Here is a 25,631-nt window from a genome sequence, read left to right on the forward strand (position 1 = left end):
GTAAGCATTCACGTCCCGCGCATTTCGAGTTCTGACGATCGCGCTGTGTGATCGTCCTTGCGCGTGCGTGAGTACGGCGGCTTCGTAGTGTCAGGCCGTAGCAGGGCCGGGTGGCATCCAGAGCCTGCCCAGCAGCGCATCGCGCAGGACGGTCATGACATCCAGACCGTGCTTCATCGCGGTGGACAGGTAGCCGCGGATCGCATACCGATGCCGGGCGTGCCGCTCGGAGCGGAGCCGTCCGGAGATCTTCTGCTGGGTCTTGGCGGGTCGCAGGTCGCGCTCAGCCTGGTTGTTGGTGGGCGGGATCCGCAGGTCATGAGCGAAGCGCAGGACGTCGTCGGCCCGGTCGCGCAGGACCTCCAGCAGGACCCGGCCGACCGGTTGGGTGACGGTCTTGGCCGGGCCGGGGACACGCTTGACCTCTGACAGGCCGACGGCGACCCCGCCGCGGAACATCTTCGTGAACATCGCCAATGTGCCCGCCGCGATGGCGTCCCCGCCCTGCTCGCGGGCAAGGTTGGCGGCGTGGATCAGGCCGCGCAGCGCCATCTGAAGCTGCCGGGGCCAGCGGGCTTCGGGGTAGGTCTCGGCGCAGTCTTCGAGATCGCGGATCAGGTGCGCCACGCAGAGTTGATGGTCTCGTGTCCCGAGGTCGGCGGCGTCGTAGTTCTGGTAGCGGTCGTGCACCACCACGCCGGTCACCTCGGCCAAGACGAACCGTTTGAAGGTGGCCAGGTCGCGTCCGCCGAGCATGTACCAGGTCAGCAACTCGGTGCAGGCCACCAGCAGATACTTCCCGGTCTTCTTCGGTCCCACCCGGACCGGCGTTTCATCGCAGGAGACGACGTAGGCGAGGGTGAGCAGCATCCGGATGCGCGCGTTGGCCGCCGCGACCGCGGCGGCGGCCCGGCCGATCAGGCCGTGCACGAACCCGGGCGAGGGGGTGGCGCCGGTCAGCGAGGCCACCAGCTCGGCGCACCGGTGCACCGGAATCGCGTGGACGACCAGCAGATACACGCACCAGGCCTGCAGATTGACACCGAGACTGACGGGCGCGGCGTTCACTCCCGCCGGACGCGGCGCGGTGTGCACGGCGCCGCACCGGCAGGCGAGCGTGTGCAGGTTGTGCTGGACGCGCCGGGCCACCACCAGCGGGATCTCGATCTGCTGGTGAGCAGCGGTCACTCCCAGATCGGCCGCCAGGGCGAGATCGGCCCCGCACCCGCACGGCCCTTGCGGGTAGTGATTGATGATGGCGCCGTCGGCGATGTCGTCCGACCAGGCCAGCGCCTTGCCCTCGGCGCCGGGCTGCTTTCCCGGCCTGCGCCGGCCGGTGCTGCCGGCCGTGCGGTCCTTCGGCTTCTTGCGGCCAGGAAGGTCGTCGGCCGATGGTGGCATCCCGGAGTTACCGCTGTTGCGTGAGACCAGCCGTTCCAGCTTGGCCACGCGTTCCCGCAGCTGGGCGACCTCCGCCTTCAGAGCGGCGTTCTCGGCCATGAGGGCACGCGTCAGAGCGATCAGCTCCTCGCGGGACAGCTCCTCCAGGCCGGACACCCGAAGATCACATCATCTGTCGGCCGGTAGATCAAAGTGACGGAAAGTCACGCATCCAGCCGCACCACTACACCCAGCGCACGACGTGAATGTTTACCAATTATTGTGATGATGTTTGCTCTTATCGGGCACCACGAAAAGTTGCCCGGGGGGGTCGAATCTCCATACGGCGTCCTGGACCACCCTCCCCGGCGCGTGAGCAGCCTGGACGGCAACGCCGGGCAGGTCCGCCGGCAGATGACCGACCACCGGCTGCGCGCCCGCGCCCACACCGGCGAACACGGCGAGGACCCCGCCGACATCCGCGACTGGTCCTGGCCCCGCTGAAAGCCCACGCCCATTATCACCGGCATGAACTTTTGGCCGCAGTTCCCGTGTCAGCAGGTCAAGGTGATCATCGGCATGGGACAGCCAGCGCTGGGCAGCAGGGAGGCGGGCGAATCAACCTCACCTTCGAGAGACGGCGATTCACCGTGATTTTTGACCTCCGGTTCCAGTGGCCGATCACCAGCGACCTGGCAGAGCTGCGCGACCGTGTCCGCGTTTTCGGTACCGGAGCCGGCCTGAGCGGGCAGCGCCTGCTGGATCTGGTGATCGCCGCCAACGAGGCCGCCACCAACGTGCTGCAGCACGGCGGCGGAAGCGGCACCCTCACCGCGTGGAGCGACGAGGTGGGCGTGAGCCTGGAGTTCGTTGATGCCGCAGGCACCCTGACCGACGCCCATCTGGACACCGGACCCGAACCCGCCGTCGGTCATGGTGCCGGTCTGTGGCTGATCCGCCGCCTATGTGACGAGGTCAGCCTCGAACGCGTTGCGGGTATGGCCCGGCTGCACCTGTGCCTGCATCATCGGGTGCGGGCAGGGGCCTGATCCATCTGGTGATCACCGGGGGTGATAAGCGCGGTCGAGATTGATGCTTTCCGCTCCGCCGAATCCGCTAGATGATCAGGTCATCGCATCGCATCGCACTTCACCGCATCGTCCACGCTGGCCACCATCGCAACGTGTTCCTGCCGCCTGGCCCTCGCGGCCATCGTTCCCGCACTCCTCCGTAGGAGTAGGCATGAACACCACGGACGCACCCGGCATCCCCGGTCCCGTCCTGGCACCTGTCCTCGCGCTCATGCCTCGCACAGCAGCTGACCGGCTCCTGCGCATCACCCCGCTGGTAGATCGTGCGGGCTTGCGGATCGAGGGTGAGCTCGACTACGCCACCTTGCCCGCCCTGACCCGGGCGCTGGCCTCGATGGGCGGCGGCAGCTTCAGCGTCGATCTGAGCGGCCTGGCATTCGTCGATGTCGCCGGGCTGCGTGCCTTGGTCACCGCCGCCGCCGCTCTGCCCATCGGCCACGTCCTGACGTTGCGGTCGGTGCCCCGGCACGCGCGACGCCTGCTCAACCTCACCGGCTGGCACAAGACGCTCGGTCTTCGCATGTACGCGCCGCTGCCCCCCTGGCCTGATCCACCTGATGACGCTCACGAATCACCGGCCCGGTGGATGCCCCCAGCGTCATGAGGGCGCCCTACCGGCGAGCCCGGCACACCGGCAGGTGCGTGGCCTCCCCTCATCCCGGCGCGCCGACAGCCGAACTGGAACGGCTGCGCCGCCAGGTGCTGCGACGTGCCCAGGCCGAGGCCGCCGCAGTACTCGCCCGGGCCCGCACCGAAGCCGAGCAGATCATGGCCGGGGCCAGGCGACAGCGAGCCAACAGCGAACACCTGCCACGGCTGCAGACCCAAGCGGGCCACACCACGGGCCACACCACGGGCCACACCGCGCGGCAGCAGGCGCCCGCACCCGCCGACGGCCACGACCTCACGCCGATCATGGTGCTAAACGGCCACTGGCGGATCTATGCGCCCCTGGGCGCCGACTCCGGTGGCATGGCCGCCCTGTACAAGGCATACGAACTGGCCGACCCCGCCACCACCGTCGTGGCCAAGGTGTTCCACCAGCCCCACGGCGACCCCCAGCGGTTCCGCACCTTCCTGCGCGAGGTCCGGAGCATGCGCTTGCACGACCCGCACATCGGGCAGATCATCGACTCCGGCCAGGACCGCAGGTCCAAGGCGGTCTACCTCATCTCCCCCCTCTACCAGCCGGGCAGTCTCAACCTTCACCTCCAAGACCGGCCAGGCGCCGGCGTCCCCCTGAAGTGGAGCCTGTGGGTCCTGGACCAGGTGCTGGCCGGGCTGGAGGCCGCCGCCATGAGCAACATCATCCACCTCGACATCAAGCCGCAGAACATCGTGCTGGACGGCCCCGGCAACATCAGGATCATCGACTGGGGAATGTCACAACTACACCAGGCCGGGCACAGCGTCTCCACGTTCCTGCCCGGGGGAACCAAGTGGTTCGCCAGCCCCGAGCAACTCGGCGGCACCGCCACCGCCCCCAGCAGCCTGTCCGACCTGTACGGCGTGGGTGCCCTGGCCTACTGGCTGCTGACCGGCCTGGCACCGCTGCGACGCGAGCTCGAAACCGAAACCGGCGCCAACGCCGATACCGATCTTCTGCAGGTGCGGCACCTGATGCAAGCCGGGACCCGGCCCGAGCGCGCCGACCGTTTCATCCCAGCCGTGCCCGAGCCGCTCGGCAGGCTCATCGACCAATGGCTCAGCTACACCCCAGCAGATCGCATCCCGCACCGACTGGATCCCTCCACCGCGCTCCGCTGGGCACGCATGGCCTTAGACCGCGACATCGCCAGCCACGCCCTGAACCCCAGCGCCCGGCCCCAGGGGAGGTGTGGCTAGCGAGCGGCCCGACGGTCCAAAGGGCCGGTGCCCCAGGCTGAGCTGAGGACAGACCAGGACAGACATGGACCATCATCTTCCCCCCTCCGACCCGGCCACCAACGAGTCTGGCGCTGGTGTTACGTGCACGAACGGCCCGTGTGAGCCACGTCCTCGGGGCACGGCACGCACGCTCATCGATTCCGGTGATAACCGGCCTGATCATTGCTCGTTTCCCCGTCCGAGGCCGGGGAGGACACTGGAATTCCGAGCCGCCTGACCGCGGCGCATGTCCGCCCGGCGAGGCCAGGTCGCGCGGCCGATCCCGCCTGGATGCCGTCGAATCGCACGATGCCCGGCGTTGTCCCCATCACCCTCCGACGCCCCCCGTGAATTGACGAAGATAGAGGTAGAACCGATGCGCATCGCATCGATATTGCTGATCCTGTGGCTGATCGCCGGCGTCATCGCGGCAGGCCAACGCGACTACTACGCAGGACCGGTGGAGAACTGCAACCAGGGGGCCACCATCGCCGTGACGATCCTGGCAGGCCCCCTCAACTACCTCGGCATGAACCCGAAGATCGCCTGCCAGACACCCCAGCCCAGCCAGTAACGCCAGGGCTGCCACAGCCCCGTGAGGATCTAAAGTGAGGTAGACGGTCCATATCGGCGCCGCCCGATCGGGAAGGGGTGGCGGCATGGAGTTACGCCAGCTGCGCTATTTCGTGACGCTGGCCGAGGAGCTGCATTTCGGCCGGGCCGCCGCCCGGGAGCACATCGTGCAATCCGCGCTCAGCCAGCAGGTGCAGCGGCTGGAGCGCGAGCTGGGGGTGCGGCTGCTGGACCGCAGCACCCACCACGTGGACCTGACCCCGGCGGGCGCTGCCTTCCTCATCGAGGCGCGCCAGATCCTGGACCACGTGAACCGCGCGGCGCTGGCCGCGCGCAACGCCGTCGCGTCATCGCCGACACTGCGCGCCGGCATCATCGACGCCTCCTACGACTCCATGCCCCAGATCCTGCGCGAGGTCCAGCGCAGCCATCCGGATTTCACCATCCACCAGGTCGAAGCGGGCACCCCCGAACAGTACCGGCAACTGGCCGACGGGCGGCTGGACATCGGCATCGGGCGCGCCTCCCAGGCACCGCCCGAGGTGGCCTCCGAGCTGATCAGGCTCGACCCGCTCGGCGTGCTGATCCCCGACGACCACCGCTTCGCCGCCCAGGACGGGGTACCCGTCGCCGCCCTCGCCGACGAGCTCCTGCTGCTCGGCGAGGACGGCCAGACACCGGAGCTCAACCAGTTCGTCATCGAGCTGTGCCGCTCGGCCGGGTTCGCGCCCACCATCTATGAGGGAACCGTGGAGAGCACCCGCGCCGCCGCCGATCTGGTGCTCCAGCACCGCTGCGTGCATTGCATCCCCTCCTCCTCCCGCACCTCCAACCGGCCGGGCACCATCTGGCGGCCGCTGACCGAACCGGTCACGCACTATCCCTGGTCACTGCTGTGGCGCGAAGGCAACCCCTCTCCCCACCTGGCCGCCGTCCTCCAAGACGCACGGGGACTCGCCCAGCGGCTCGGCTGGCTGCACCCCGCCGGGCCGACCTCGCCTGCGGACGCTCCAGCGGTCATCGGCCAGGGGGAGGAAACCGTCTGACGCGCCTCCGCGTCCTGGTCATCGGTTCTGGTGATCGGTCCTTCCCCGATCCCCTGTTTCCGCATGGCACGCCGGGGTGTTGGTTCAAGGTGAACGAGTTTGGCGGCAGTCCTGCTTCTTGGCTACAACCTGCTCACCGGCCGCCGTTCTGGCCGCCGGGCCGGCCGCCGATGACCCCGCCCAGCACGCCCGGCTGGCGCGGCTTGGGGTGATGCCGGAAGGCCTTGACCAGGCCGCCTCTGCCGGCCTGGTCAAGGCCATCAACGGGTTCGACGTCGGCCTCGGCCACGACGTCGACCGCGCCGCCGCCCTCGGTGCACTCGTCACCGCATGAGGCAGTGGCGACACGATTCTCAGCGACATCCCTGGTCAGACGATCTATTGATTTCGGCGGATGCTACGGCGACCCCTTTATGAATCAGCGGGTATCACCCGAACACGGTCGGCAGGGCCGGCCTCTTCCGCGTCGAGAAAGGCGACCAGGTGTCATGATCGTTGCAAACGCCCCTAAGCCACCGGCGCAAGGGCTGGATGCCGCTCTCCATTCGCTGCCTCGCGCCTATGCCGACGCGGGCGACGGCGATCACGGCGAGTTCTGATGTGCAGGTCGCTCTCGCGGGCCGGCGGAAGACCTGGGTTCGTGACGTGCTTGGGAAGTTGAGCCAGGACGTTGCCGGATCGCGCACCGTGATCACTGGCGGGTATTCGGAGCCGAAGGATTCGCTCGGCAGTGCCCCAGGGGGGCATGTGGGGAGGATGAGTGCGGAATTCGGCTTGCCTGGGCCGACGGTTCTGCGGCGGCTGGCGAAGGCCGCCCATTGGCTGTCGACACCCTTGCTGCCAGAGGACTACCTGGGGTTGTTGGACCCGCTCTGGTCGGCTGAGGAACTGCGCGGCCGGGTCGAGGGCGTGTACCGCGAAACCGCCGACGCGGCCACCCTGGTGATCCGCCCCGGCCGTGGCTGGAGCGCGCACCGCCCCGGCCAATGGGTCCGGATCGGCGTCGATATCCAGGGCAGACGCCACTGGCGGACCTATTCGCTGTCGTCACCGCCGGAACGGCCCGACGGCTGCTTCACGATCACGGTCAAAGCGATCCCGGACGGACTCGTCTCCAATCACCTCGCACGGCGCACGGCGCCCGGGACGATTGTCAGGCTGGCCGGGCCGGAGGGTGAGTTCGTTGTCCCGGAGCCACCACCGCCGCGTCTGCTGTTCCTGACCGCCGGCAGCGGCATCACACCGGTGATGGCGATACTGAGCAGTTTGCTGGCCGGCGAGACCCCCACGGGTACCGGCCGCAGCAGCGCGGAGGCTTCCCCGGCGGGCGCCGAAGCCGTTCACCCGAAGTGGCCGCCCGTGCAGGAGCGACGCGCGCTGCCCGACGTGGTGCTGGTGCATTCGGCGCCGACACCCCAGGACGTCATCTTCGGTGAACGGCTTCGGCACCTCGCCGCGCGATCCCCGTACCTGCGGCTGTATGAGCGGCACACGCGGAGCGCGGGACGGCTCAGGCCGGCGGACTTGGCCGGGCTCTGCCCGGACTGGGCACAGCGTTCCGTCTGGGCCTGCGGGCCGGCCGCGATGCTCGACGAGGTCGTGGCGCACTGGACCGGGCCGGAGGATCGGCTGCACATCGAGCACTTCCGCCCGACGGTCCTGACATCTGGCGGTGAGGGCGGACGCGTGCGTTTCACCAAGACCGGCCGGGAGGCGGATGCCGACGGCGTAACGCCGTTGCTGACCGTCGGCGAGGATACGGGGGTTCTCATGCCGAGCGGCTGCCGCATGGGCATCTGCCACAGCTGCGTCGGGCGTCTCCGCTCCGGTCGAGTACGTGATCTGCGCACCGGCCAGGTCCACGGTGAAGCGGGGGACCTGATCCAGACCTGCGTGTCGGCCGCCGCCGGTCCCATCGAGATTGAGCTTTGAGAGGAACGTTCATGCCTGCCACCTCGCATCTCACCCGGGCCGATGTCGAAGAGTTCGGCCGGGAACTGGACAAGATCCGGGAGGAGGTGCTCGCCAGCCTTGGCGAGCAGGACGCGCGCTACATCCGCGGCATCATCTCCACCCAGCGCAAGCTGGAGCTGGGCGGTCGGGTGCTGCTCTTCGCCTCCTGGCTGCCGCCCGCCTGGGCCGCCGGGACCGCGGCACTGGCCACCGCGAAGATCCTTGAGAACATGGAGATCGGCCACAACGTCCTGCATGGGCAGTGGGACTGGATGCGCGATCCGAAGATCCACTCGACCACCTGGGAGTGGGACAGCGCCTGCCCGGCCGACCTGTGGAAGCACTCGCACAACTTCGTCCACCACACCTGGACGAACGTGCTCGGCAAGGATCGGGATATCGGCTATTCGGCGTTGCGGATCAGCCCGGAGCAGCAATGGCATCCGGTCTACCTCGCCCAGCCGTTCTACAACACGCTGCTGGCCCTGTTCTTCGAGTACGGCATCGCGATCTACGACCTGGAGCTCGAGCGCATCCCGTCTGGGCAGAAGAGCCTGAAGGAGACCATGGCCCAGCTGCGCGCCGTCGCAGGCAAGATACAACGGCAGATCATCAAGGACTACATCGCCTTTCCGCTGCTCGCCGGTCCGGCCTTCCTGCCCGTCCTGCTCGGCAACCTGACCGCGAACCTGGCCCGCAACGTGTGGGCGCACACCATCATCTTCTGCGGCCACTTTCCCGAAGGCGCCGAAGTCTTCACCGAGGACCGCCTCCAGGGTGAAACCCGGGGTGAATGGTACCTACGCCAGCTTCTCGGCTCGTGCAACATCGACGGCAGCCGCCTGTTCCACATCATGAGCGGCAACCTGAGCCACCAGATTGAACACCATCTGTTCCCCGACCTGCCCAGCAACCGGTACGCCGAGATCGCGCCCCGGGTCCGGGCCCTATGTGAGCGGTTCGACCTCGCCTATACATCCGATTCACTGGCCCGTCAGACAGGCTCGGTCTGGAAGCGCGTCCTGCGGTTGGCATTGCCAGGGCCCGGACAGCGTCCACCGGCGGTCACTTCGCCAGCCAGGAAGCTCAAAGCCGTGGCCTGACCCCGGACGCCCTGACCGCGCCCAGGGCGATGAGAGCCGATTGACGGGGAAACGAGCGGCGCTCTGGTGATCAGCGTTGAAGATGAGCCTTGCTGGGAACGCCCGTATCCGCATCCTGGCGGGTGGCATTGACTGGAAGCGCCCGGTCGCCTCCCCTCATGGGGCATATGTCCGGGGTCATGTGACTGCTGGGTCGCCTTTGGTCACCTATCTCCGGATCCAGAGGATGTCATGGCGACCGTTCAGGTCAGCAGCGACAGCGGCGCCCGTCCGGCCGATGCGGGCCCGGTGCGAGTGTCGTTCCCGAGCGTCAGGGCGCTGGCCAGACAGGCCGTGCCCCGGCTGCTGGAGGGTGTGGTCGTTCCTCTGGCGGTGTTCTACGTGGGGCTGAGCGTCTTCGGGCTGACCGGTGCGTTGGCCGCGGTACTCGCGTGGGTGTACGGCAATGTGGCCGGGCGGCTGCTTCTCCGTCGGCCGATCTCTGGGACCATGATCCTCGCCCTGGTCGCGATTACCGCCAGGTCCGCGCTCGCGCTGTGGAGCGGCAGTGCGGTCCTCTACTTCCTGCAGCCCGAGCTGGGCACCATCTGCATCAGCATGGCGTTCCTGATCTCTATGCGGCTGCGCCGCCCGCTGGTGGGCAAGCTGATCCTCGAGTACGTCCATCTACCCGCGCTCGTGGCCAAGCATGAGCGGGTCCGGCGGTGCTTCGCCTGGTTGACCGGGTGGTGGGCGTTGGTCCTGCTGATCAACGCCAGCTTGAGTATCTGGCTGCTGCTGAGCCAGCCGATCGAGGTCTACCTGCTGGTGCGTCCCGTCGCGGTGGCGTGCATCAGCACTCTGGCCTTCCTCGGTTCGGTCTGGGCCTTCCTGCGCGTCGTTCGCCGTCTTGGTCGCGGGAGCGTGCAGCCGACTTAAAGGTCATGCACTCACGCGGCGGGGCAGCGGCGCGCTCCGCAGCCGAAGCCGGGGCGTCCCGTGCCAGCGAAGGAGCTCCAGCAAGCGCCGCAACTGCGGCGACGCGGACCACAACGTCAGTACATGCCCGTCTGCCAGTCGGGCGGCGGTGGTGACCAGGACGCGCAAGCAGCCGACGTCGATGAAAGTCAGAGCGGCCAGATCCAGGCAGATGTCACCGTTTCCCGCGATCTCGGCTAGCGCCCAGGTCAGGGCAGGCAGCGTGGCGACGTCGAGCTCTCCCTCGATCCGCAGCCCAGGCGGGTCGAGCAGCTGGTCGATGCGCAGATGCCAGTAGTTGATCATGAACGGTCCGACGATCTGATCGCGAGGGGTGCTGGGGCTGAGGGTGGCGTTCATGCCGATTCCTCCGGGGACGGACGTGCCGGACACCGTGGCCACGAAGTCCCGACGGCGTGAAGGACGCTCTTGATCGTGTCAACCCAGATCGTTGCGATGACCCCCATCATCCATCAACCCCGCCAGCACGGAAGTCACCGATCTCGACCTGGGTTATCACCGCTGGTGATGACTACAGACACTCGCCAGGGGCAGCAGGACTGGTTTTGGCTGGAAGCGCTCGTACCTTGTGCTGCAAGGCCCCGAACGGACGCGCGCCGACGAGCGCCTCCCTGGTCGAAGGTCTGGCGATCATGGGGTGGGGCCCGAGCGTCAGCGGTCGAGGATTTCGTTTTTGCCGATGACGACGATGCCGCCGCGGGTGACGGCGAAGCGTTTGCGGTCTTCTTCCAGGTCGAAGCCGATGCGGGCGCCGTCGGGGATGATGACGTTCTTGTCGATGATGGCGCGGCGGACGATGGCGCCGCGGCCGACCTTGACGCAGCCCATCAGGACCGAGTCCTCGACCTGGGAGTGGGAGTGCAGGATGACGCCGGGGGAGAGGATCGAGCGCAGGGCCGTACCTCCCGAGACGATCACCCCGGCGGAGACGAGGGAGTCGATGGCGTGGCCGATGCGGTCGCCGTCGTTGTGGACGAACTTGGCGGGGGGCAGGGGATCGTGGCCGGTGTAGATGGGCCAGCGGTCGTTGTAGAGGTTGAAGACGGGGTGGGCGGAGATCAGGTCCATGTGGGCGTCGTAGTAGGCGTCCAGGGTGCCGACGTCGCGCCAGTAGCCGCGGTCGCGTTCGGTGGAGCCGGGGACGACGTTGTGGGCGAAGTCGTAGACCTCGGCGCCGCCCGCCTTGACCATCATGGGGATGATGTTGCCGCCGAGGTCGTGCTTGCTGGCGGGGTCCATGGCGTCCTCGCGGAGCGCCTCGATCATGGACTGGGTCTTGAAGACGTAGTTGCCCATCGACGCGTACACCTGGTCGGGCGCGTCGGGCAGGCCGACCGCGTCGGTGGGCTTCTCGCGGAAGGCGACCACGCGGCGGCCGGTGGGGTCGGTCTCGATCACGCCGAACTGGTCGGCCAGGGCCAGCGGCTGCCGGATCGCGGCGACGGTGACGTCGGCGCCGGAGTCGATGTGCTGGTCGACCATCTGCCGGGGGTCCATCCGGTAGATGTGGTCGGCGCCGAACACGATCACGTGGTCGGGCAACTCGTCGTAGATCAGGTTCAAGTTCTGGAACAGCGCGTCGGCGGAGCCGGCGAACCAGCGCGGGCCGAGCCGCTGCTGGGCGGGCACGGGGGTGACGTAGTTGCCGAGCATCGCCGACAGCCGCCAGGTCCGCGAGATGTGCCGGTCCAGGCTGTGGTTCTTGTACTGGGTCAGTACGACGATCTTCAGATAATGCCCGTTGGCCAGGTTGGACAGCACGAAGTCGACCAGGCGGTAGATCCCCCCGAACGGCACGGCCGGCTTGGCCCGGTCAGCGGTGAGCGGCATCAAACGTTTGCCTTCGCCACCGGCGAGCACGACTGCGAGCACCCTCATGGCCATGACCTTAACCCGTCAAAAGGGTCGCAAACACTAGGGTGAGCATATGCGTGTCGATCTGCTCAGCCGCGAGTACCCGCCCGAGGTTTACGGGGGGGCCGGAGTCCACGTGGAGTATCTGGCGCGCGAGCTGCGCCGCCTGCTGGACGTGCGGGTCCGCTGCTTCGGCGGGCCGCGCGAGGACGCCACCGCCTACCGGATCCCGGGCGGCCTGGAGTCGGCCAATCCGGCCTTGCAGGTGCTCGGCGTGGACCTGGAGATGGCGGCGGGCTGCCTGGGCGCCGACCTCGTGCACAGCCACACCTGGTATGCCAACTTCGCCGGCCACGTCGCCAAGATGTTGTACGGCCTGCCGCACGTCGTCACCACCCACAGCCTGGAACCCCTCCGCCCCTGGAAGGCCGAGCAGCTCGGCGGCGGCTACACCCTCTCCTCCTGGGCCGAACGCACCGCCCTGGCGTCCGCCGACGCGATCATCGCGGTCTCGGAGGGCATGCGCGCCGACGTCCTCACCGCATATCCCGAAATTTCGCCCGAAAGGGTGACGGTGATTCACAACGGGATCGACACCGGCGAGTACGCCCCCGCCCCCGGAGCCGCCGCCCTCGCCCGCCACGGCATCGACCCCGCCCGGCCGTACGTCGTGTTCGTGGGCCGGATCACCCGCCAGAAGGGCCTGGCCCACCTGCTCCGCGCGGCGCACTCCTTCGACCCCGCCGCCCAGCTCGTGCTCTGCGCGGGCGCCCCGGACACCCCGGAGATCGCCGCCGAGGTGACCGCGCTGGTCGAGGAACTCGCCACCACCCGCAAGGGCGTCATCTGGATCTCCGAGATGCTGCCCCGCCCCGAGGTCATCGAGATCCTCACCCACGCCACCGTCTTCGTCTGCCCGTCGGTCTACGAGCCGATGGGCATCGTCAACCTGGAGGCGATGGCCTGCGAGACGGCGGTCGTGGCCACCGCCACCGGCGGCATCCCCGAGGTCGTCGCCGACCAGGAGACCGGCCTGCTGGTCCCGATCGAGCAGGGCCCCGACGGCGAGCCGCACGACCGGGAGGCCTTCGCGGTCGCGATCGCGTCCCGGGTCAACGCGCTGCTGTCCGACCCCGGCCTGGCCGACGACATGGGCCGGCAGGGCCGCCGCCGCGCGATCGATCACTTCTCCTGGCCGCGCATCGCCGAACGCACCCGGGAGCTTTACATGTCGCTGTGACGCCAGGGGTCGATCATCGTGACCCCCGGCGTGGAGCCGCCGACCAGGGCGGGGACCGCCTCGTCCAGGGAGATCGTCCTGGTGATCAGCGCCTCCGGGGTGAGCCGGCCCGCCGCGATCAGTTCCAGCATCGGCGGGTACGCGTGCGCGGGCATGCCGTGGCTGCCCAGCAGATCCAGCTCGTACGCGATGACCCGCCCCATCGGCAGCTCGGCCCCCCGGGGAAGCAGCCCGATCTGGACGTGCCGCCCGCGCCGCCGCAGGCTCTGGATGGACTGGGCGCAGATGCCGGGGTCGCCCAGCGCGTCCATCGACACGTGCGCCCCTCCGGCGGTCAGCTCCACGATCTGGCCGGTCAGATCACCGTCCCCGGCGAGCAGGCTTTCGGCCGCGCCGAAACGCCGGGCCAGCGCGAGGGCGTCCGGCGAGGTGTCGATCGCGATCACCTGCGCCCCGGCGGCGGCCGCGATCATGACCGCGGACAGGCCGACGCCGCCGCAGCCGTAGACGGCGACCCATTCGCCGGGCCGTACCGACGCGCGGGCGGTGACCGCGCGGAACGCGGTGGCGAAGCGGCAGCCGAGGCTGGCCGCGGTGGCGAAGGACATGCCCTCGGGCAGCCGGATCAGGTTCACATCGGCGTGATTAATCACGACATATCCAGCGAAGGAGCCCCAGTGCGTGAACCCCGGCTGGGTCTGGTACGCGCAGACCTGCTGGTCACCCCTGGCGCAGTCCGAGCACGACCCGCACGCGCAGACGAACGGCGCCATGACCCGGTCACCCGCCGCCCAGTGCCGCACCCCGGCCCCGACCTCCGCGACGACCCCCGAGAACTCATGCCCCGGAACATGCGGAAATTTCTGGATATCGGCGTCATGCCCCTGCCAGCCGTGCCAGTCGCTCCGGCACAACCCGGTCGCCTCCACCCGGATCACCACACCCCCGGGCGGCGGCCCGGGCTCCACCACGTCCCGAACCTCCGGCGAAACCCCGAACCCGTCATAGACCACCGCGCGCATCCGCCCAGCGTAGACCGGTCAGAGCGGGCGCTGCAGTAACACCGTGTCCAGCCAGCGCCCCTGCTTGAACCCCACATGCCGCAACCGCCCGGCCTCCGTGAACCCCTCCGACGCGTGCAAGGCCAGCGTCGCCGCCGACTCCGGCCCGCTGTCGGCGATCACGGCGATCATCTGCCGCGCCCCCGCCTGAGCCGCCAGCCCCAGCAACTCCTTGAGCAGCGCCCGCCCGATCCCCTGCCCGGTACGCCCCGGAGCCAGATAGATCGTGTCCTCCACCGTGTGCCGGTAAGCCGGTTTAGGCCGGTACGCCGCCGCGTAGGCGTACCCCACCACCACCCCGTCCACCTCGGCGACCAGGAACGGCAGGCCACGGATCTCGATGTCCTCGGCCTTCGCGCGCCAGGCCTCCTGACTCGGCGGCACCTCGTCGAACGTGGCGACGCTCTCGGTCACGTAGTGCGCGTAGATCGCGGTGACCGCGGGCAGGTCCTCCGCCCGCAACGTTCTGATCATGTGTCCACGGTAGTCACGGCAGGCGCGCCGCGGTCTCCCGGGTGAGGTCGATGAGCACGCGCGCGAGTTCCGGCCGCTCGGCGATGACGTCCTGCAGCCGTACCCGCCACATGCCCGACTCGGCGATCGACGCGTCCTCGGTCAGCAGCCGCAGCCGGGTCTCCGCCAGCTTCAGCTGGTACGTCACGCCCAGGTGGTTCCCCACCATCTCGCTGAGCCACCAGTACGCGTCAGCGGTGGTCGCGGCCACGAAGACCCGGGCCGTGTCCCACGCCACTCGCTGGGGGTGAATGACGTCCATGGCCGGATGGTACGCCGGAAGAAACGTATTTCCGAGGGAAACCTGGCGCAAAGCCCTCAGCGTGCTGGATTCTAGGCGCAATCGCGTGAAAGGAACGTGCCATGCGCGCACTAGCAGGTCTGATCGCAGCCGCGATCCTCTTCTTACCCGCCGCCCCAGCCCTGGCCGCGCCCGCCCCCGTCGCCTCCAAGACGGGCGAAGCCTCGATCTACAAGGCCCGCAAGAGCTGGGACCGCTACTCGCCCGGCAAGAAGGCGTACGCCAAGGGCACCCTGCTCGCCACCAACCTGAACAAGGAGACCATCCCCCCGCTGGCGACCGTGAAGGTCACCGGCAAGGCGTACGACCTGACCAAGAGCAGCACCTGCGGATACGCGGTGTTCCGCATCACCTACATGAAGGCCGACGGCTCGCTCCCGTTCAAGCACCGGACGATCCGCGACTGCACGTACAAGTCGGCCAAGTCCTTCACCTTCACCGACAAGCGCGTCTACCTGGTCGAGCTCAAGGTCTGCAGCGAGGCCAAGCACAGCAAGCCGTCCCTCAACTGCCTGTACGAGCAGGCATGGAAGATCCTGTACAGCACCCAGTAATCCGCTCGAAACGTACATAAGGAAAGATCTACGTTGTTTGTAGGTCTTTTCACCCGGGGGTATTCGTGGGCGAGCTCGAACACCGGTATAGGGGAGAACATCCGGTCCGTACCCTCGCCTACCTCTACCGCGACCACCGGCGGCGGCTGCTGGGGGCGGTGCTCGCGTTCATCGTGAAGCACAGCCCCACCTGGCTGCTCCCGCTGGTCACCGCCAACATCGTCAACGTGCTGGTGGAGCATCGCCCGGTCGGCGAACTCTGGGTCAACGCCGGGGTGCTCTGCCTGCTGCTGATCCTCAACTACCCGTTCCACCTGCTCTACGTGCGCGCCCTCAGCGGCGCCATCCGGCGGGTGGGCACCGGCCTGCGCTCGGCCCTGTGCCGCAGGATGCAGGAACTGTCCATCGGCTACCACTCCCGGGTCAGCGCGGCCGTGCTCCAGACCAAGGTGATCCGGGACGTGGAGGGCGTCGAGCAGATGACCCAGCAGGCCAGCGACATGGGCCTGGCCGCGCTGGTCACGATGGCGGGCGGGATCACCGTGATCGCCGTCCGGGTGCCGGCCGCGCTGCCGGTGTTCCTGGTGGTCGTGCCCGCCGCGGCCGTGCTGGTGATGAGGATGCGCGACCGGCTGCGCTCCAACAACGAGAGCTTCCGCCAGGAGGTGGAGCTGCTGTCCTCGCGGGTGACCGAGATGACGCACCTCATCCCGATCACCCGCGCGCACGGCCTGGAGAAGGACGCGCTGCACCGGGTCGACGGCACCCTGACCAAGGTGCTCCGCACCGGCCTCAAGCTGGACCTGGTCAACGGCAGGTTCGGCGCGCTGGCCTGGATCCTGCTGAACGTGCTCGGCGTGGCCTGCCTGGCCGGGGCGGCGCTGATCTCCTACTACGAGGTGTTCGTGCTGACCCCCGGCGACGTGGTCATGCTGAGCACCTTCTTCACCACGCTGACCGCCTCGGTGACCACGCTCATGAGCCTGTCCCCGATCATCGCCAAGGGCCTGGAGTCGGTCCGGTCCATCGGCGAGGTCCTGCAGGAACCCGACCTGGAGCAGAACGCCGGCAAGGCCGAGGTGGCGTCCGTGTCGGGGCGGCTCGACTTCGAGAACGTCTCGTTCGCGTACGAGACCGGGCGCGTCGCCGTGGCCGGCCTCGACCTGAGCGTCGTGCCCGGGGAGACGGTCGCCCTGGTCGGCGCGTCGGGGGCGGGCAAGTCGACCGTGCTCAACCTGGTCATCGGCTTCCTGCGGCCCACCGGCGGCCGGATCCTGCTGGACGGCCGCGACATGGAGGCCCTCGACCTGCGCAGTTACCGCAGGTTCGTCTCGGTCGTGCCGCAGGAGTCCATCCTGTTCGAGGGCAGCATCCGGGAGAACGTCACCTACGGCATGCCCGAGGTCCCCGACGAGGTCGTGCGCCAGGCGTTGCAGGACGCCAACGCCACCGAGTTCGTGGACCGCCTGCCCGGCGGCCTCGACACGGTCGTGGGGGAGCGCGGCGCGCGCCTGTCCGGCGGCCAGAAGCAGCGGCTGGCCATCGCCCGCGCGCTGATCCGCGATCCCCGGGTGCTGATCCTGGACGAGGCCACCTCGGCGCTCGACACCCGCTCAGAAGCGCTCATCCAGCAGGCCCTGGCCAGGCTGGTCGCGGGCCGGACCGTGCTGGTCGTGGCCCACCGGCTCTCCACGATCCGCACCGCCGACCGGATCGTGGTCCTGGACGGCGGCAGGATCGCCGAGACGGGCTCCCACGAGGAACTTTTGCGCTCCGGCGGCGTCTATACAGGGCTTCAGACCGCCTGAATCAAGTATCAGTCAAGAGATGTGCAGGCGGCCGGGTCCATAACAGGGGAGCAGCAGATCCGCCCGTCTGGAGCCCCCCTCATGAACCGCATCCTCCTCGGCCTGGCCGCCGTCGCGATCGCCGGATTCGGCGCCACCCTGCCCGCCACCTCCGCCGCCGCCGCGGACTCCGGGCCCGACACCTGCCGCCAGGGGTACGTCTGGCGGGGCGCCAAGCCTTCCGACCTGGTCTGCGTCACCCCCGGCAACCGCGACCAGACCGCGCTGGACAACAGCGTGAAGCACACCCGCTGGACCTCCGGCGCGTACGGCGCCCACACCTGCCTGACCGGCTACGTCTGGCGCGACGCCTTCGACGGCGACGACGTCTGCGTGCACCCCAGGGTGCGCAGCCAGGCCGCGGCCGACAACGCCGCCAGCCCGGGCCGCAAGGTGGCCGCCAAACTGTGGATCTCGAAGTACACGATCAAGCCCAAGAGCGGCACGGCCACCTCGACCGACGACATCCCCAAACTGAAGATCAACGGCAGCCACTACAACTACGGCCAGGTACGGCTGTTCGTGCGCTATTCCGCCACCAACCGCGTCGCGTACAGCGTCACGCTCGGCGCCTCCGCCCACGCCGGTTTCGCCGGGGGCAGCTTCGGCCGCAAGACCGGCCTGTTCGACTGCTCAGGCCCCGGCAAGCCCGCCAACGCGTACGCGCAGGCGCATGACCTGGTCTCCGGCCGCTGGTCGGCACGCGTGCCGATCCGGATCGGCTGCGCCGTCCTCTAGCTGACCGGCGCGACCTCCCGGATCGCCGTCTCGGTCCTGACCGCCGCCGCGCAGTCCTGGATCGCCCCGGTCAGCAGCTCCCTGAGCAGCCGATCCGGATCCTGGATGCACGCCTGGGCGATGCCCCGGACCGCGAGCTGGACCGTGTTCGGGGCCGCGTACCTGCGGAAACCCCGGCGCGAGATGTGCACGCCGCCGCGGAACCCGCGGGCCCAGCGCGCCGCTTCCGGAACCCGGTCAAGCGCCTCGCGGCTGGCCGGTTCCAGACCGGGCGCCCTGCCCTCCAGCTCGCCGAGCACATGCTCGGCGGCCAGTACGGACACCGCGAGCGCCAGCTGCCGCTCGGCGGCCACCACGGGCAACGCGGTCGTCGCGCAGCGCAGCGCGATCGCCACCTCGATCCGCGGGTCGTCGCCGGTGAGCCCGATCACCGACGGGATGAGCGGCGCGAGCAGCTGCCGGTTCTCGTCCGTGGTGTGGTCGTTGACCAGCCGGGCCAGACCGGCCAGCAGCGGATGCGTACAGGACGGGTGGTCGCTCCACTTCTCTCCGGCCAGGTAGGACGCGAACTCCATGAAGCACGCACCCTTGCGCGGATTGCGGTGCTTTCCCTTGCCCAGCAGCGGAACCGCTGCCGGTGGTTGGCCTGAAACGAGTCGTTCGGTGCGATTTCCCATGTGCTTTCCCATGCGATTTCGTCCGTGATGTCACTTTCCAGTGTGCGCCTCGATCACGCGGAGCGGAAGGGGCCCTCCAGTGCCGCCCACTGCAGCAGCATGATCGTCTTAGCGTCGGCGATCTCACCGCGCCTGATCATGGCCAGCGCCTCGGCGAAGGGCAGCTCGACAACCTCGATGTCCTCGCCCTCCTCGGCCACCCCGCCCCCGGCCGCCAGGCGCGATTCCGCCTGGTACGGCGCCGCGTAGAAGTGCACACATTCGGTCACGGAGCCAGGACTCATGAACACGTCGAAAACGTGTTCGATAGATCCGATGGTGTAACCGGTCTCCTCTTCAACCTCGCGGCGGACCGCGGTCTCGGCGTCGTCGGCGTCGAGCAGGCCCCCCGGGGTCTCCAGCAGCATGCCGTCCGGGTGTCCGTTCACGTACACCGGGTAACGGAACTGGCGGGTGAGCAGGACCGTGCGGCGCGCGGCGTCGTAGAGCAGCATGGTGGCGCCGTTGCCCCGGTCGTAGGTCTCCCGGTGCTCGACCGACCAGTGGCCGTCGGCGTGCTGGTAGTCGAAGGTCGTCTTGAGCAACACGTACCAGCTGCAGGAGAGCAGTTGCACGTCGCGGACCAGCACCCGCGGATTGCCCGTCAGATCGCGGCCGGCCTGGTCGAGGCCGGTCCGGCCGCGACCGTCCGGAACGTCGATCCCCGGAACCCCGGTGATCTCGGTGGTCATCAGCCGCCGCTCTTGCGGCGGAAGGACCGCTTACCGCCCACCACGCCGTGGGTGCCGTGGATCTTCGAGGACCCCTTGCCAGCGCCCTTGGCGTTCCGGTCGGCCTGCGTCTGGCGCTTGCGCTCCAGCGCCTCCCGGAACTTGCGCTTCAGCTCGTCCTCCCCCTCGTCCCCCTCGGACACAGCGATATCGGCTGTGTCCTCTGCGGGTTCCGGGGTGGGTTCTGCCGTGGTCTCAGACATCGGAACCTCCTGATCACCCACCCTACCGCGCCGTGACAAGCGAGTTTTCAGGTGACCGGTTCCCGCCACTGCGGGATCAGGTGTAACGGCAGCGCCGGCTCCCTGGCCGGGCGGGGGTCGGCGTCGGTGACCGGCGGCACGATCCGGGGGCTGAAGATCTCCTCGACGTAGAGCAGCGGCGTGTCCCCGAGCATGATCACGTAACTGCGGCTCGCGCTGGTACGGCTGTCCGTCGCCCACCCGTTGAACCAGCGGGTGCCGACGCGCAGGAGGATCCGGTGGTGGCCGGGCACGTGCTCGTCGAGCAGCCGCCCGAGCGGCACGTCGCCGCCGTCGAAGATGCGCTCGATGACCGGGTGCCGGTCCGGCATCATGACCACCCGGTTGACCGAGACGGCGTGGCCGCTGGCCCTGACCAGCTCGGAGTAGCGGACGATGACGGTCTGCTCGGCGGTGATCCGCAGGTGGGCGCGGACCTCGGCGGCCAGCGCGAGACCGGCCTGGATGCGCTCCTGCCGGCCGATCCTGACCCGCAGCGGCTCGCCCAGGAAGGCGGACAGGATGCGGGTGGTCGAGCCGTCGTGGCCGAGGATCATGCGCGTGAGCGCTTCCGGCGCGATGTTCATATCGGGTGTTCCCTTCAATTGGTGTGAGCGTTGTGGCGCGGTTTCTGCTGCGCCTGCTCGTTCATGGCGTGCTTCGAGAGCACGGTGTCGGCCGCCTCGGCCACCCGCCCGGCCGCCTCGTAGAGCGCGATGAGCGACTTGACCGGGACCTGGGGCGGGCTTGACGGGCTCGGGGCCGGTTGGCTTGGGGCCGGTTCGGGGGCGGGACGCCGGGGCGGGGGCTCACGGCGGACGAGCACCGGGACCACCCGCCCGGCGGTCTCCGCGGGTTCGGCCGGCGCCGCGGGGGCCGGTGGGGTCTTCTTGACCTTGACCTTGGCGGGGGCCGGGGCCAGGAACAACCCGAGCACGCCCGCCAGCGCCGCCATGGCCAGACAGGACAGCACGGCGGAGCTGTAGCCGGGCATCGGCCCCGACACGATCGGGTGGTCCATCAGCACGGCGGCCAGGGCCACGCCCAGGGCGGCCCCGACCTGCCGGGCCGACTGGCTGGCCCCGGTCGCCGCCGCGTACCGCTCGGGTCCGCCGGACAGCGCGGCCGCCGCCGAGATCGCGGTGCTGAGCGCGCCCAGGCCCAGGCCGAACACCGCGCTGGAGGGCAGCCAGACCTCCAGCAGCCGGGGCGGCCCGTCCTGCATGCCCTGGGTGATCAGCCAGACGCAGGCCGTGGTGACCAGCAGCGCGCCGGTGTAGATCACCGGCCGCGGCCCGTGCCTCTTGGTCAGCTGCCCGGAGATCAGGCCGGAGACCAGCACCCCCAGCGAGATCGGGGCCAGGCCGGCCCCCAGCAGGACCGGATCGTCCGGCCACATGTCCCGCAGGTACATCGGCGCCATCACCAGCATCGGGAAGGCGATCAGGCCGTACAGGATGGAGAGCAGCCCGGCCAGGGCGAACATCGGGATCCGCCACACCGCCAGCTCGATGGCCGGGACCGGGTGCCGCGAGGACCGCCAGACGGCCACCGCCAGCAGCACCAGACCGGTGCCGAGGGCGGCCGCCAGCTGGGTGCTCCAGCCCCAGGTCGGGCTCTGCACGATCGCCCAGACGATCATCGAGAGCGAGCCGAACAGCAGGGCGGTGCCGAACGGGTCGGGCAGCCGCCCGGCCAGCCGGCGGGTGTGCGGCAGGGCCAGCGCGGCGCAGAGTAGCAGCGCTCCCACGATCGCGCTCGGCATGAAGTAGGCGCGCCAGCCCAGACCCTCACCGAGGAAACCGCCCGCCGCGTGCATCAGCGCGCCGCTCAGCCCCGGCGCCGCGCTCCACGCGCCGATCGCCGCGGCCCTGCGCTCGTCAGGGAACCCGGCCAGCATCAGCGCCAGCGACGACGGCACCATCGCCGCCGTGCCCACGCCCTGCACCGCACGCGCCGCCAGCAGCAGCGGGAAGGAGTTCACGGTGATCGCGATGGCCGCGCCCGCGGTGAACGCGCCAAGCCCGAGCACCAGCAGCCGCCGGTGCCCGACCAGGTCGGCGATCCGCCCCGCGGTCGGCAGCAGCGCCGCGTAGGGCACCGCGAACGCGGTGATCACCCACTGCAGGTCGGTGCGCTCCAGGCCGATCCCGATGGCGGATTTGGTCATGCTCGGGACGGCGAACGTCGCTCCGATCGAGTCGGCCATGGACAGCGCCACCGCGCCCATGCACACCAGAAGGGTCAGCGCGGTGCGTCCGCGCCGAGCGGGGAGAGCGGTCATCGGGTTCTCCTGTCCGAGTGCCGCGGGCGCCGGGGAGTGGCGCCCGCGTGCCGTCGTCTCAAGCGCCGACCGGAACCCGGGCGGCGTGCCCGGTCAGCGTCAACGGGGAGATCGCGGGGATTCGGTTCACCAGCGGGGCGAAGGCGGTCACCGTCTCGGCCAGCTCGCGCAGGTCGTCGTGGACCAGCGCCTGCGCGCCGTCGCAGAGCGCCTGCGACGGGCGGGGGTGCACGTCCACGATGATCCCGTCCGCGCCGACCGCGATGGCCGCCCGCGAGAGCGGCAGCACCAGGTCGCGGTGGCCGCCCGAGTGCGACGGGTCCACCAGCACCGGCAGGTGGGACAGCCGCTGCGCCACCGGCACCGCCGAGATGTCCAGGGTGTTCCTGGTGGCGGTCTCGAAGGTCCTGATCCCGCGCTCGCACAGCACCACCCGCAGGTTGCCCTGCTGGGCGATGTACTCGGCGGACAGCAGCCAGTCCTCGATCGTGCCGCTCATGCCGCGCTTGAGCAGTACCGGGCGGCCCGACCTGCCGACCGCGCGCAGCAGCGTGAAGTTCTGCGTGTTGCGGGCCCCGACCTGCAGCATGTCGGCGTAGGAGGCGACCAGGTCGACGTCGCGGGCGTCCACCACCTCGGTGACCACCGGCATGCCGGTCTCGGCCCCCACCTCGGCCAGGATCTTCAGCCCGGCCTCGCCGAGTCCCTGGAACGCGTAGGGCGAGGTGCGCGGCTTGAACGCGCCGCCGCGCAGCAGCACCGCTCCGGCGGCCCTGGCCATCTGGGCCGCCTCCAGCGTCTGCTGCGGTGACTCGACCGCGCACGGCCCGGCGATCAGCGTCACCGTGCCGGGCCCGATCGGCACCGGCCCGACCCAGACGGTGGACCGCTCGGCGTGCCCCTCCCGGCTCACCAGCTTGTACGGCGCGGACACCCGCCGCACCTCGGCGACCCCCCGCAGGTCGAGCGAGCCGATCTGCTCGACCGCTCCGGACAGGGCGATGATGGTACGGCTGACACCCTGGCTGACATACGCCTCGCAGCCGCGGGCGGTCACGGTGTCGACGACGGAGGCGATGTCCTCGGCGGTGGCCCCTGGGCTCATTGAGATGATCATCGCTGCGCCCGCCGTGCCGGTCCCGGCCACAGGACGCCGCCCTGGTTCTCGATGGCCGCCTCCAGGGCGGACATCAGCTGCATGGTCTGCTGCCTGAGCTCGCGGACGGCCGCCACCATGTCCGGCGAGAGCGTCTCGCGGGACCGGTTCTCCAGACCGGCCGCCGCCGTGCGCAGCCGCAGGTGCATCTCGTAGGCGATGTCGGCGTCTGCCACCGGGGCCGAGAGCGGCACCGGCCGCCGGGGGGCGGGGATGGACCTGCCGACGGCCGGGAGCACGTCGGTGTCGGCCTCCTCGGAGGGCAGCCACCCTTGCCATGGCTGCACCCCCACCGGCATCGGGCGGGCGTGCCGGCCCTGGACCGGACGCTGCCCGGTGACCGCCTCAGGCGGGTCGTCGGCGTACGGGTCGGGGGCGGGGGCGGGCTGCGGGGGAGTGGGGTACGGCGGCGTGGTCACCAGATGGCCGGGGAAGGCCGAGGGTCGCGGACGATCGGGTCCGGTGCCGGGAAACGGGTTGCGGCGCATGCCGCTCCTTCGGGTCAGCGGGCGCGCGGCCCGCGTGGAACTGGGGTTCTAGGCGGTGCTCGGGGCGGGGCACTGGTGATCCTCACGGATCAATGTTCATGACCTGCTATTTCTTCTCGACGGCGTCCTTGACAAGATTCAATTCTTTGAGTCGGGAGCATAGACAGGCGAACTCGAATCACGCTAGGGGTTCGATGAAAGTTCACATAAATGGCACGCGAGAGGTCGCTGAACTTGACTCTTGTCAGCTTACTGACAAACCAATTCTGTCAGGGGCCGAGGGGGTATCAGAAATGTTCTTATCCTGCCCTTGACAACCACGTGTCAAGGGCCTGACCATCGCATTGATTGCCTGGCGTGCTCGGGGAGACGGTCGCCGGACGGTGAGTGGGAAGGGCGCCAGGCAGTCGGAAAACTAAATCAGGAACTTATCTAGAGAGCTTCTCGAATCTTATCTAGAGACGTTTACTTCATATTCCCGATGCAATTCCCGCCGAGTAGAACGGTGGCCGCTGTGAACCTTGCCTTTCCGTATTCAGACGCCGATGACGCCGAGCCCGTGCCGACTCCGGTGCGCCGTCCGTGGCCGCATCGCAGGACCGTTCGCGCGGTGCCGGAGGCCGGCCCGCTGGTCGCGATGATCGGCGGCGGCCAGGCCGACAGGACCGGCCGCGAGCACCTCTTCCGCCGGCTGCACGAGGCCGGGATCCGGGTGGTGGCCTTCGACCGGTCCGCCCCCGCCGCGTGGCAGCGGCCGTACCTGGTGGGCCACAAGTGGGTGCCGGGGATGACCGCGGCCACCCTGACCGCCGCCGTCGCCGCCCACCCGGAACCCGTCAACGGGGTCATCTGCTGGGAGGACCGGCACTTCGCCGCCGCGGCGGCCGTCGCCGACCGGCTCCGGCTGCCCGGGTACGGCAGGACCGCCGCCACCGCCAGCCGGGACCGGGCGGTCACCCGTACCCTGGTCGAGGCCTCCGGCTGCGCGGTGCCGCGCTCGGCGCTCGCGGTCGACCTCGGCGAGGCCGAGGAGGCGGCCCAGGCGCTGGGCTACCCGGTCGTGCTCAAGCCCCGGCTCAAGACCACCGGCTTCCCGGCCCGGCTGGCCGAGGACCACGGCCGGCTGATCACCGGCTTCGCCGCCACGGCGGGCGCGGCCTCGGCCTCGGCCACCTTGGGCAGCCGGCGCGGCGTGCTGGTGGAGCAGCACCTGGACGGGCAGGAGATCGTCGCGATCTGCCTGACCGCCGGCGGGGTCACCCAGCTGGTCAGCATCGTCCGCACCATGGTGGACTTCACCCCCAGCGCGGCCGACCTGGGCCACCTGGTGGACGCCGCCGACCCGCTGCTGGACGACCAGACCATCCGGCACGCCGCCAACGTGAGCCTGCGCGCGCTGGGCGTGCAGGACGGGGCCAGCCAGGTGAGCATGCGGCTCACCCCGGCGGGGCCGTGCGTGATGGCGGTCAACGCCGGGCTGCACGACCTGGTCACCCGGCTGGTCTACCTGGCCACCGGGGCCGACCTGGCCACCGCCGAAACCATGATCGCCTGCGGCGCGCCGAGCACCGTCACGCCGCAGCGCCACCACCGGGTGGCCGCCGTCACCTACCTCAGCGCGCCCGCCCCGGGCAAGGTCTCCCGGCTGGAGCTGGGCGCCCAGCTGAGCGACCAGGTCGGGCGGGCCGCCTGGCTGGAACGGCTGGTGCTGGACGTCGCGCCGGGCAGCGCCGTGGACCCGTCCCCCGACGGGCACACCGCGCGGATCGGGCTCGCCGTCGTCACCGGCCGCAATCGCAGGGAATGTCACGAACGGCTGGACCGGCTGCGCAGGGCGCTGAAGGTCACGGTCGTCGCCGCCGACGGCTCCGCACCGCCGGCCATGTCGGTATCGGGCTCCCGATAACGACCACGTT

General features: G+C 69.6%; 28 protein-coding genes. 15 read left to right on the forward strand and 13 right to left on the reverse strand.

What is annotated here, in order from left to right:
- Window positions 1-90 precede the first annotated feature (90 nt).
- On the reverse strand, window positions 91-1,557 hold the full coding sequence (gene tnpC / locus Amac_RS00010; RefSeq protein WP_155352169.1) for an IS66 family transposase: 1,467 nt from the start codon (window positions 1,555-1,557) through the stop codon (window positions 91-93).
- Window positions 1,558-1,752: 195 nt separating this feature from the next.
- Between tnpC and Amac_RS57100 the strand changes: the two genes are divergently transcribed.
- The 10 genes from Amac_RS57100 (at window position 1,753) to Amac_RS00055 (ending at window position 9,930) form a co-directional block, all read left to right on the forward strand.
- On the forward strand, window positions 1,753-1,884 hold the full coding sequence (locus Amac_RS57100) for a hypothetical protein (protein ID WP_281356239.1): 132 nt from the start codon (window positions 1,753-1,755) through the stop codon (window positions 1,882-1,884).
- 146 nt (window positions 1,885-2,030) lie between these two features.
- The gene (locus tag Amac_RS00015) at window positions 2,031-2,429 is read left to right on the forward strand and encodes an ATP-binding protein (protein WP_170322229.1); all 399 of its coding nucleotides are present in this window, start codon (window positions 2,031-2,033) and stop codon (window positions 2,427-2,429) included.
- Window positions 2,430-2,622: 193 nt separating this feature from the next.
- The gene (locus Amac_RS00020; RefSeq protein WP_170322230.1) at window positions 2,623-3,075 is read left to right on the forward strand and encodes an STAS domain-containing protein; all 453 of its coding nucleotides are present in this window, start codon (window positions 2,623-2,625) and stop codon (window positions 3,073-3,075) included.
- Window positions 3,072-4,316 carry a serine/threonine-protein kinase gene (locus Amac_RS00025; RefSeq protein WP_155352171.1) on the forward strand — a complete coding sequence of 415 codons (1,245 nt, stop codon included), beginning with the start codon at window positions 3,072-3,074 and terminating at the stop codon, window positions 4,314-4,316. The genes Amac_RS00020 and Amac_RS00025 overlap by 4 nt, the downstream gene beginning before the upstream one ends.
- 397 nt (window positions 4,317-4,713) lie before the next feature.
- Window positions 4,714-4,911: a hypothetical protein gene (locus tag Amac_RS00030; protein WP_155352172.1), complete on the forward strand. Its 198-nt coding sequence runs from the start codon at window positions 4,714-4,716 to the stop codon at window positions 4,909-4,911.
- 85 nt (window positions 4,912-4,996) lie between these two features.
- Window positions 4,997-5,956: a LysR family transcriptional regulator gene (locus Amac_RS00035; RefSeq protein ID WP_155352173.1), complete on the forward strand. Its 960-nt coding sequence runs from the start codon at window positions 4,997-4,999 to the stop codon at window positions 5,954-5,956.
- Between the two features lie 118 nt (window positions 5,957-6,074).
- Complete coding sequence (locus Amac_RS00040; protein WP_155352174.1) at window positions 6,075-6,290, forward strand: hypothetical protein; 216 nt, start codon at window positions 6,075-6,077, stop codon at window positions 6,288-6,290.
- Window positions 6,291-6,712: 422 nt separating this feature from the next.
- Window positions 6,713-7,888 carry a ferredoxin reductase gene (locus Amac_RS00045; RefSeq protein ID WP_155352175.1) on the forward strand — a complete coding sequence of 392 codons (1,176 nt, stop codon included), beginning with the start codon at window positions 6,713-6,715 and terminating at the stop codon, window positions 7,886-7,888.
- A gap of 11 nt (window positions 7,889-7,899) precedes the next feature.
- The gene (locus Amac_RS00050; RefSeq protein ID WP_155352176.1) at window positions 7,900-9,012 is read left to right on the forward strand and encodes a fatty acid desaturase family protein; all 1,113 of its coding nucleotides are present in this window, start codon (window positions 7,900-7,902) and stop codon (window positions 9,010-9,012) included.
- A gap of 231 nt (window positions 9,013-9,243) precedes the next feature.
- Entirely contained in the window at window positions 9,244-9,930 is a 687-nt protein-coding gene (locus Amac_RS00055) for a VC0807 family protein (protein WP_246267965.1), read from the forward strand.
- A 3-nt stretch (window positions 9,931-9,933) separates the two neighbouring features.
- Here Amac_RS00055 and Amac_RS00060 read toward each other — a convergent pair whose 3' ends face one another.
- Both Amac_RS00060 and glgC read right to left on the reverse strand, forming a co-directional pair.
- Window positions 9,934-10,329, reverse strand: a complete 396-nt coding sequence (locus Amac_RS00060; protein ID WP_155352177.1) for an STAS domain-containing protein — start codon at window positions 10,327-10,329, stop codon at window positions 9,934-9,936.
- Between the two features lie 312 nt (window positions 10,330-10,641).
- Window positions 10,642-11,868 (reverse strand): glucose-1-phosphate adenylyltransferase, encoded by a 1,227-nt coding sequence (gene glgC / locus Amac_RS00065; RefSeq protein WP_218040797.1) that lies wholly within the window; start codon window positions 11,866-11,868, stop codon window positions 10,642-10,644.
- Between the two features lie 49 nt (window positions 11,869-11,917).
- On the opposite strand from glgC, the gene glgA reads away from it, so the two are divergent.
- On the forward strand, window positions 11,918-13,084 hold the full coding sequence (gene glgA / locus Amac_RS00070; protein WP_155352179.1) for a glycogen synthase: 1,167 nt from the start codon (window positions 11,918-11,920) through the stop codon (window positions 13,082-13,084).
- Here the strand turns inward: glgA and Amac_RS00075 are convergent.
- From Amac_RS00075 to Amac_RS00085, 3 genes are read right to left on the reverse strand one after another with little or no spacing between them, the layout of a single operon-like run.
- Complete coding sequence (locus tag Amac_RS00075; RefSeq protein ID WP_155352180.1) at window positions 13,069-14,106, reverse strand: zinc-dependent alcohol dehydrogenase family protein; 1,038 nt, start codon at window positions 14,104-14,106, stop codon at window positions 13,069-13,071. The two genes, glgA and Amac_RS00075, sit on opposite strands and share 16 nt — an antisense overlap.
- An 18-nt stretch (window positions 14,107-14,124) precedes the next feature.
- Window positions 14,125-14,619, reverse strand: a complete 495-nt coding sequence (locus tag Amac_RS00080) for a GNAT family N-acetyltransferase (protein ID WP_155352181.1) — start codon at window positions 14,617-14,619, stop codon at window positions 14,125-14,127.
- Between the two features lie 13 nt (window positions 14,620-14,632).
- On the reverse strand, window positions 14,633-14,920 hold the full coding sequence (locus Amac_RS00085) for a hypothetical protein (RefSeq protein WP_155352182.1): 288 nt from the start codon (window positions 14,918-14,920) through the stop codon (window positions 14,633-14,635).
- Window positions 14,921-15,021: 101 nt separating this feature from the next.
- On the opposite strand from Amac_RS00085, the gene Amac_RS00090 reads away from it, so the two are divergent.
- From Amac_RS00090 to Amac_RS00100, 3 genes are all read left to right on the forward strand, one after another.
- Window positions 15,022-15,513, forward strand: a complete 492-nt coding sequence (locus tag Amac_RS00090) for a hypothetical protein (RefSeq protein ID WP_155352183.1) — start codon at window positions 15,022-15,024, stop codon at window positions 15,511-15,513.
- A gap of 65 nt (window positions 15,514-15,578) precedes the next feature.
- Window positions 15,579-17,321 carry an ABC transporter ATP-binding protein gene (locus Amac_RS00095; protein ID WP_218040798.1) on the forward strand — a complete coding sequence of 581 codons (1,743 nt, stop codon included), beginning with the start codon at window positions 15,579-15,581 and terminating at the stop codon, window positions 17,319-17,321.
- Between the two features lie 81 nt (window positions 17,322-17,402).
- The gene (locus Amac_RS00100; RefSeq protein ID WP_155352185.1) at window positions 17,403-18,098 is read left to right on the forward strand and encodes a hypothetical protein; all 696 of its coding nucleotides are present in this window, start codon (window positions 17,403-17,405) and stop codon (window positions 18,096-18,098) included.
- Here Amac_RS00100 and Amac_RS00105 read toward each other — a convergent pair.
- From Amac_RS00105 to Amac_RS00135, 7 genes are all read right to left on the reverse strand, one after another.
- Window positions 18,095-18,673, reverse strand: coding sequence for a hypothetical protein (locus Amac_RS00105; RefSeq protein WP_246267967.1), 579 nt, complete (start codon window positions 18,671-18,673; stop codon window positions 18,095-18,097). The genes Amac_RS00100 and Amac_RS00105 overlap by 4 nt on opposite strands.
- A gap of 155 nt (window positions 18,674-18,828) precedes the next feature.
- A complete protein-coding gene (locus Amac_RS00110) occupies window positions 18,829-19,506 on the reverse strand; it encodes an NUDIX domain-containing protein (RefSeq protein WP_155352187.1) in 678 nt (225 codons plus the stop codon).
- Window positions 19,506-19,748 (reverse strand): DUF5302 domain-containing protein, encoded by a 243-nt coding sequence (locus Amac_RS00115; RefSeq protein ID WP_155352188.1) that lies wholly within the window; start codon window positions 19,746-19,748, stop codon window positions 19,506-19,508. The genes Amac_RS00110 and Amac_RS00115 overlap by 1 nt, the downstream gene beginning before the upstream one ends.
- A gap of 47 nt (window positions 19,749-19,795) precedes the next feature.
- Entirely contained in the window at window positions 19,796-20,374 is a 579-nt protein-coding gene (locus Amac_RS00120; RefSeq protein ID WP_155352189.1) for a chorismate--pyruvate lyase family protein, read from the reverse strand.
- 14 nt (window positions 20,375-20,388) lie between these two features.
- Entirely contained in the window at window positions 20,389-22,071 is a 1,683-nt protein-coding gene (locus Amac_RS00125; RefSeq protein WP_155352190.1) for an MFS transporter, read from the reverse strand.
- Window positions 22,072-22,129: 58 nt separating this feature from the next.
- Window positions 22,130-23,188, reverse strand: a complete 1,059-nt coding sequence (gene aroF / locus Amac_RS00130) for a 3-deoxy-7-phosphoheptulonate synthase (RefSeq protein WP_155352191.1) — start codon at window positions 23,186-23,188, stop codon at window positions 22,130-22,132.
- Window positions 23,185-23,715, reverse strand: coding sequence for a hypothetical protein (locus Amac_RS00135; RefSeq protein ID WP_155352192.1), 531 nt, complete (start codon window positions 23,713-23,715; stop codon window positions 23,185-23,187). Before Amac_RS00135 ends, aroF begins: the two co-directional genes overlap by 4 nt.
- A 514-nt stretch (window positions 23,716-24,229) precedes the next feature.
- Here Amac_RS00135 and Amac_RS00140 point away from each other — a divergent pair.
- On the forward strand, window positions 24,230-25,621 hold the full coding sequence (locus Amac_RS00140) for an ATP-grasp domain-containing protein (RefSeq protein WP_170322231.1): 1,392 nt from the start codon (window positions 24,230-24,232) through the stop codon (window positions 25,619-25,621).
- The last annotated feature ends 10 nt before the right edge of the window (window positions 25,622-25,631 follow it).

This window comes from Acrocarpospora macrocephala, assembly GCF_009687865.1.
In the GTDB taxonomy this organism is placed as follows: domain Bacteria; phylum Actinomycetota; class Actinomycetes; order Streptosporangiales; family Streptosporangiaceae; genus Acrocarpospora; species Acrocarpospora macrocephala.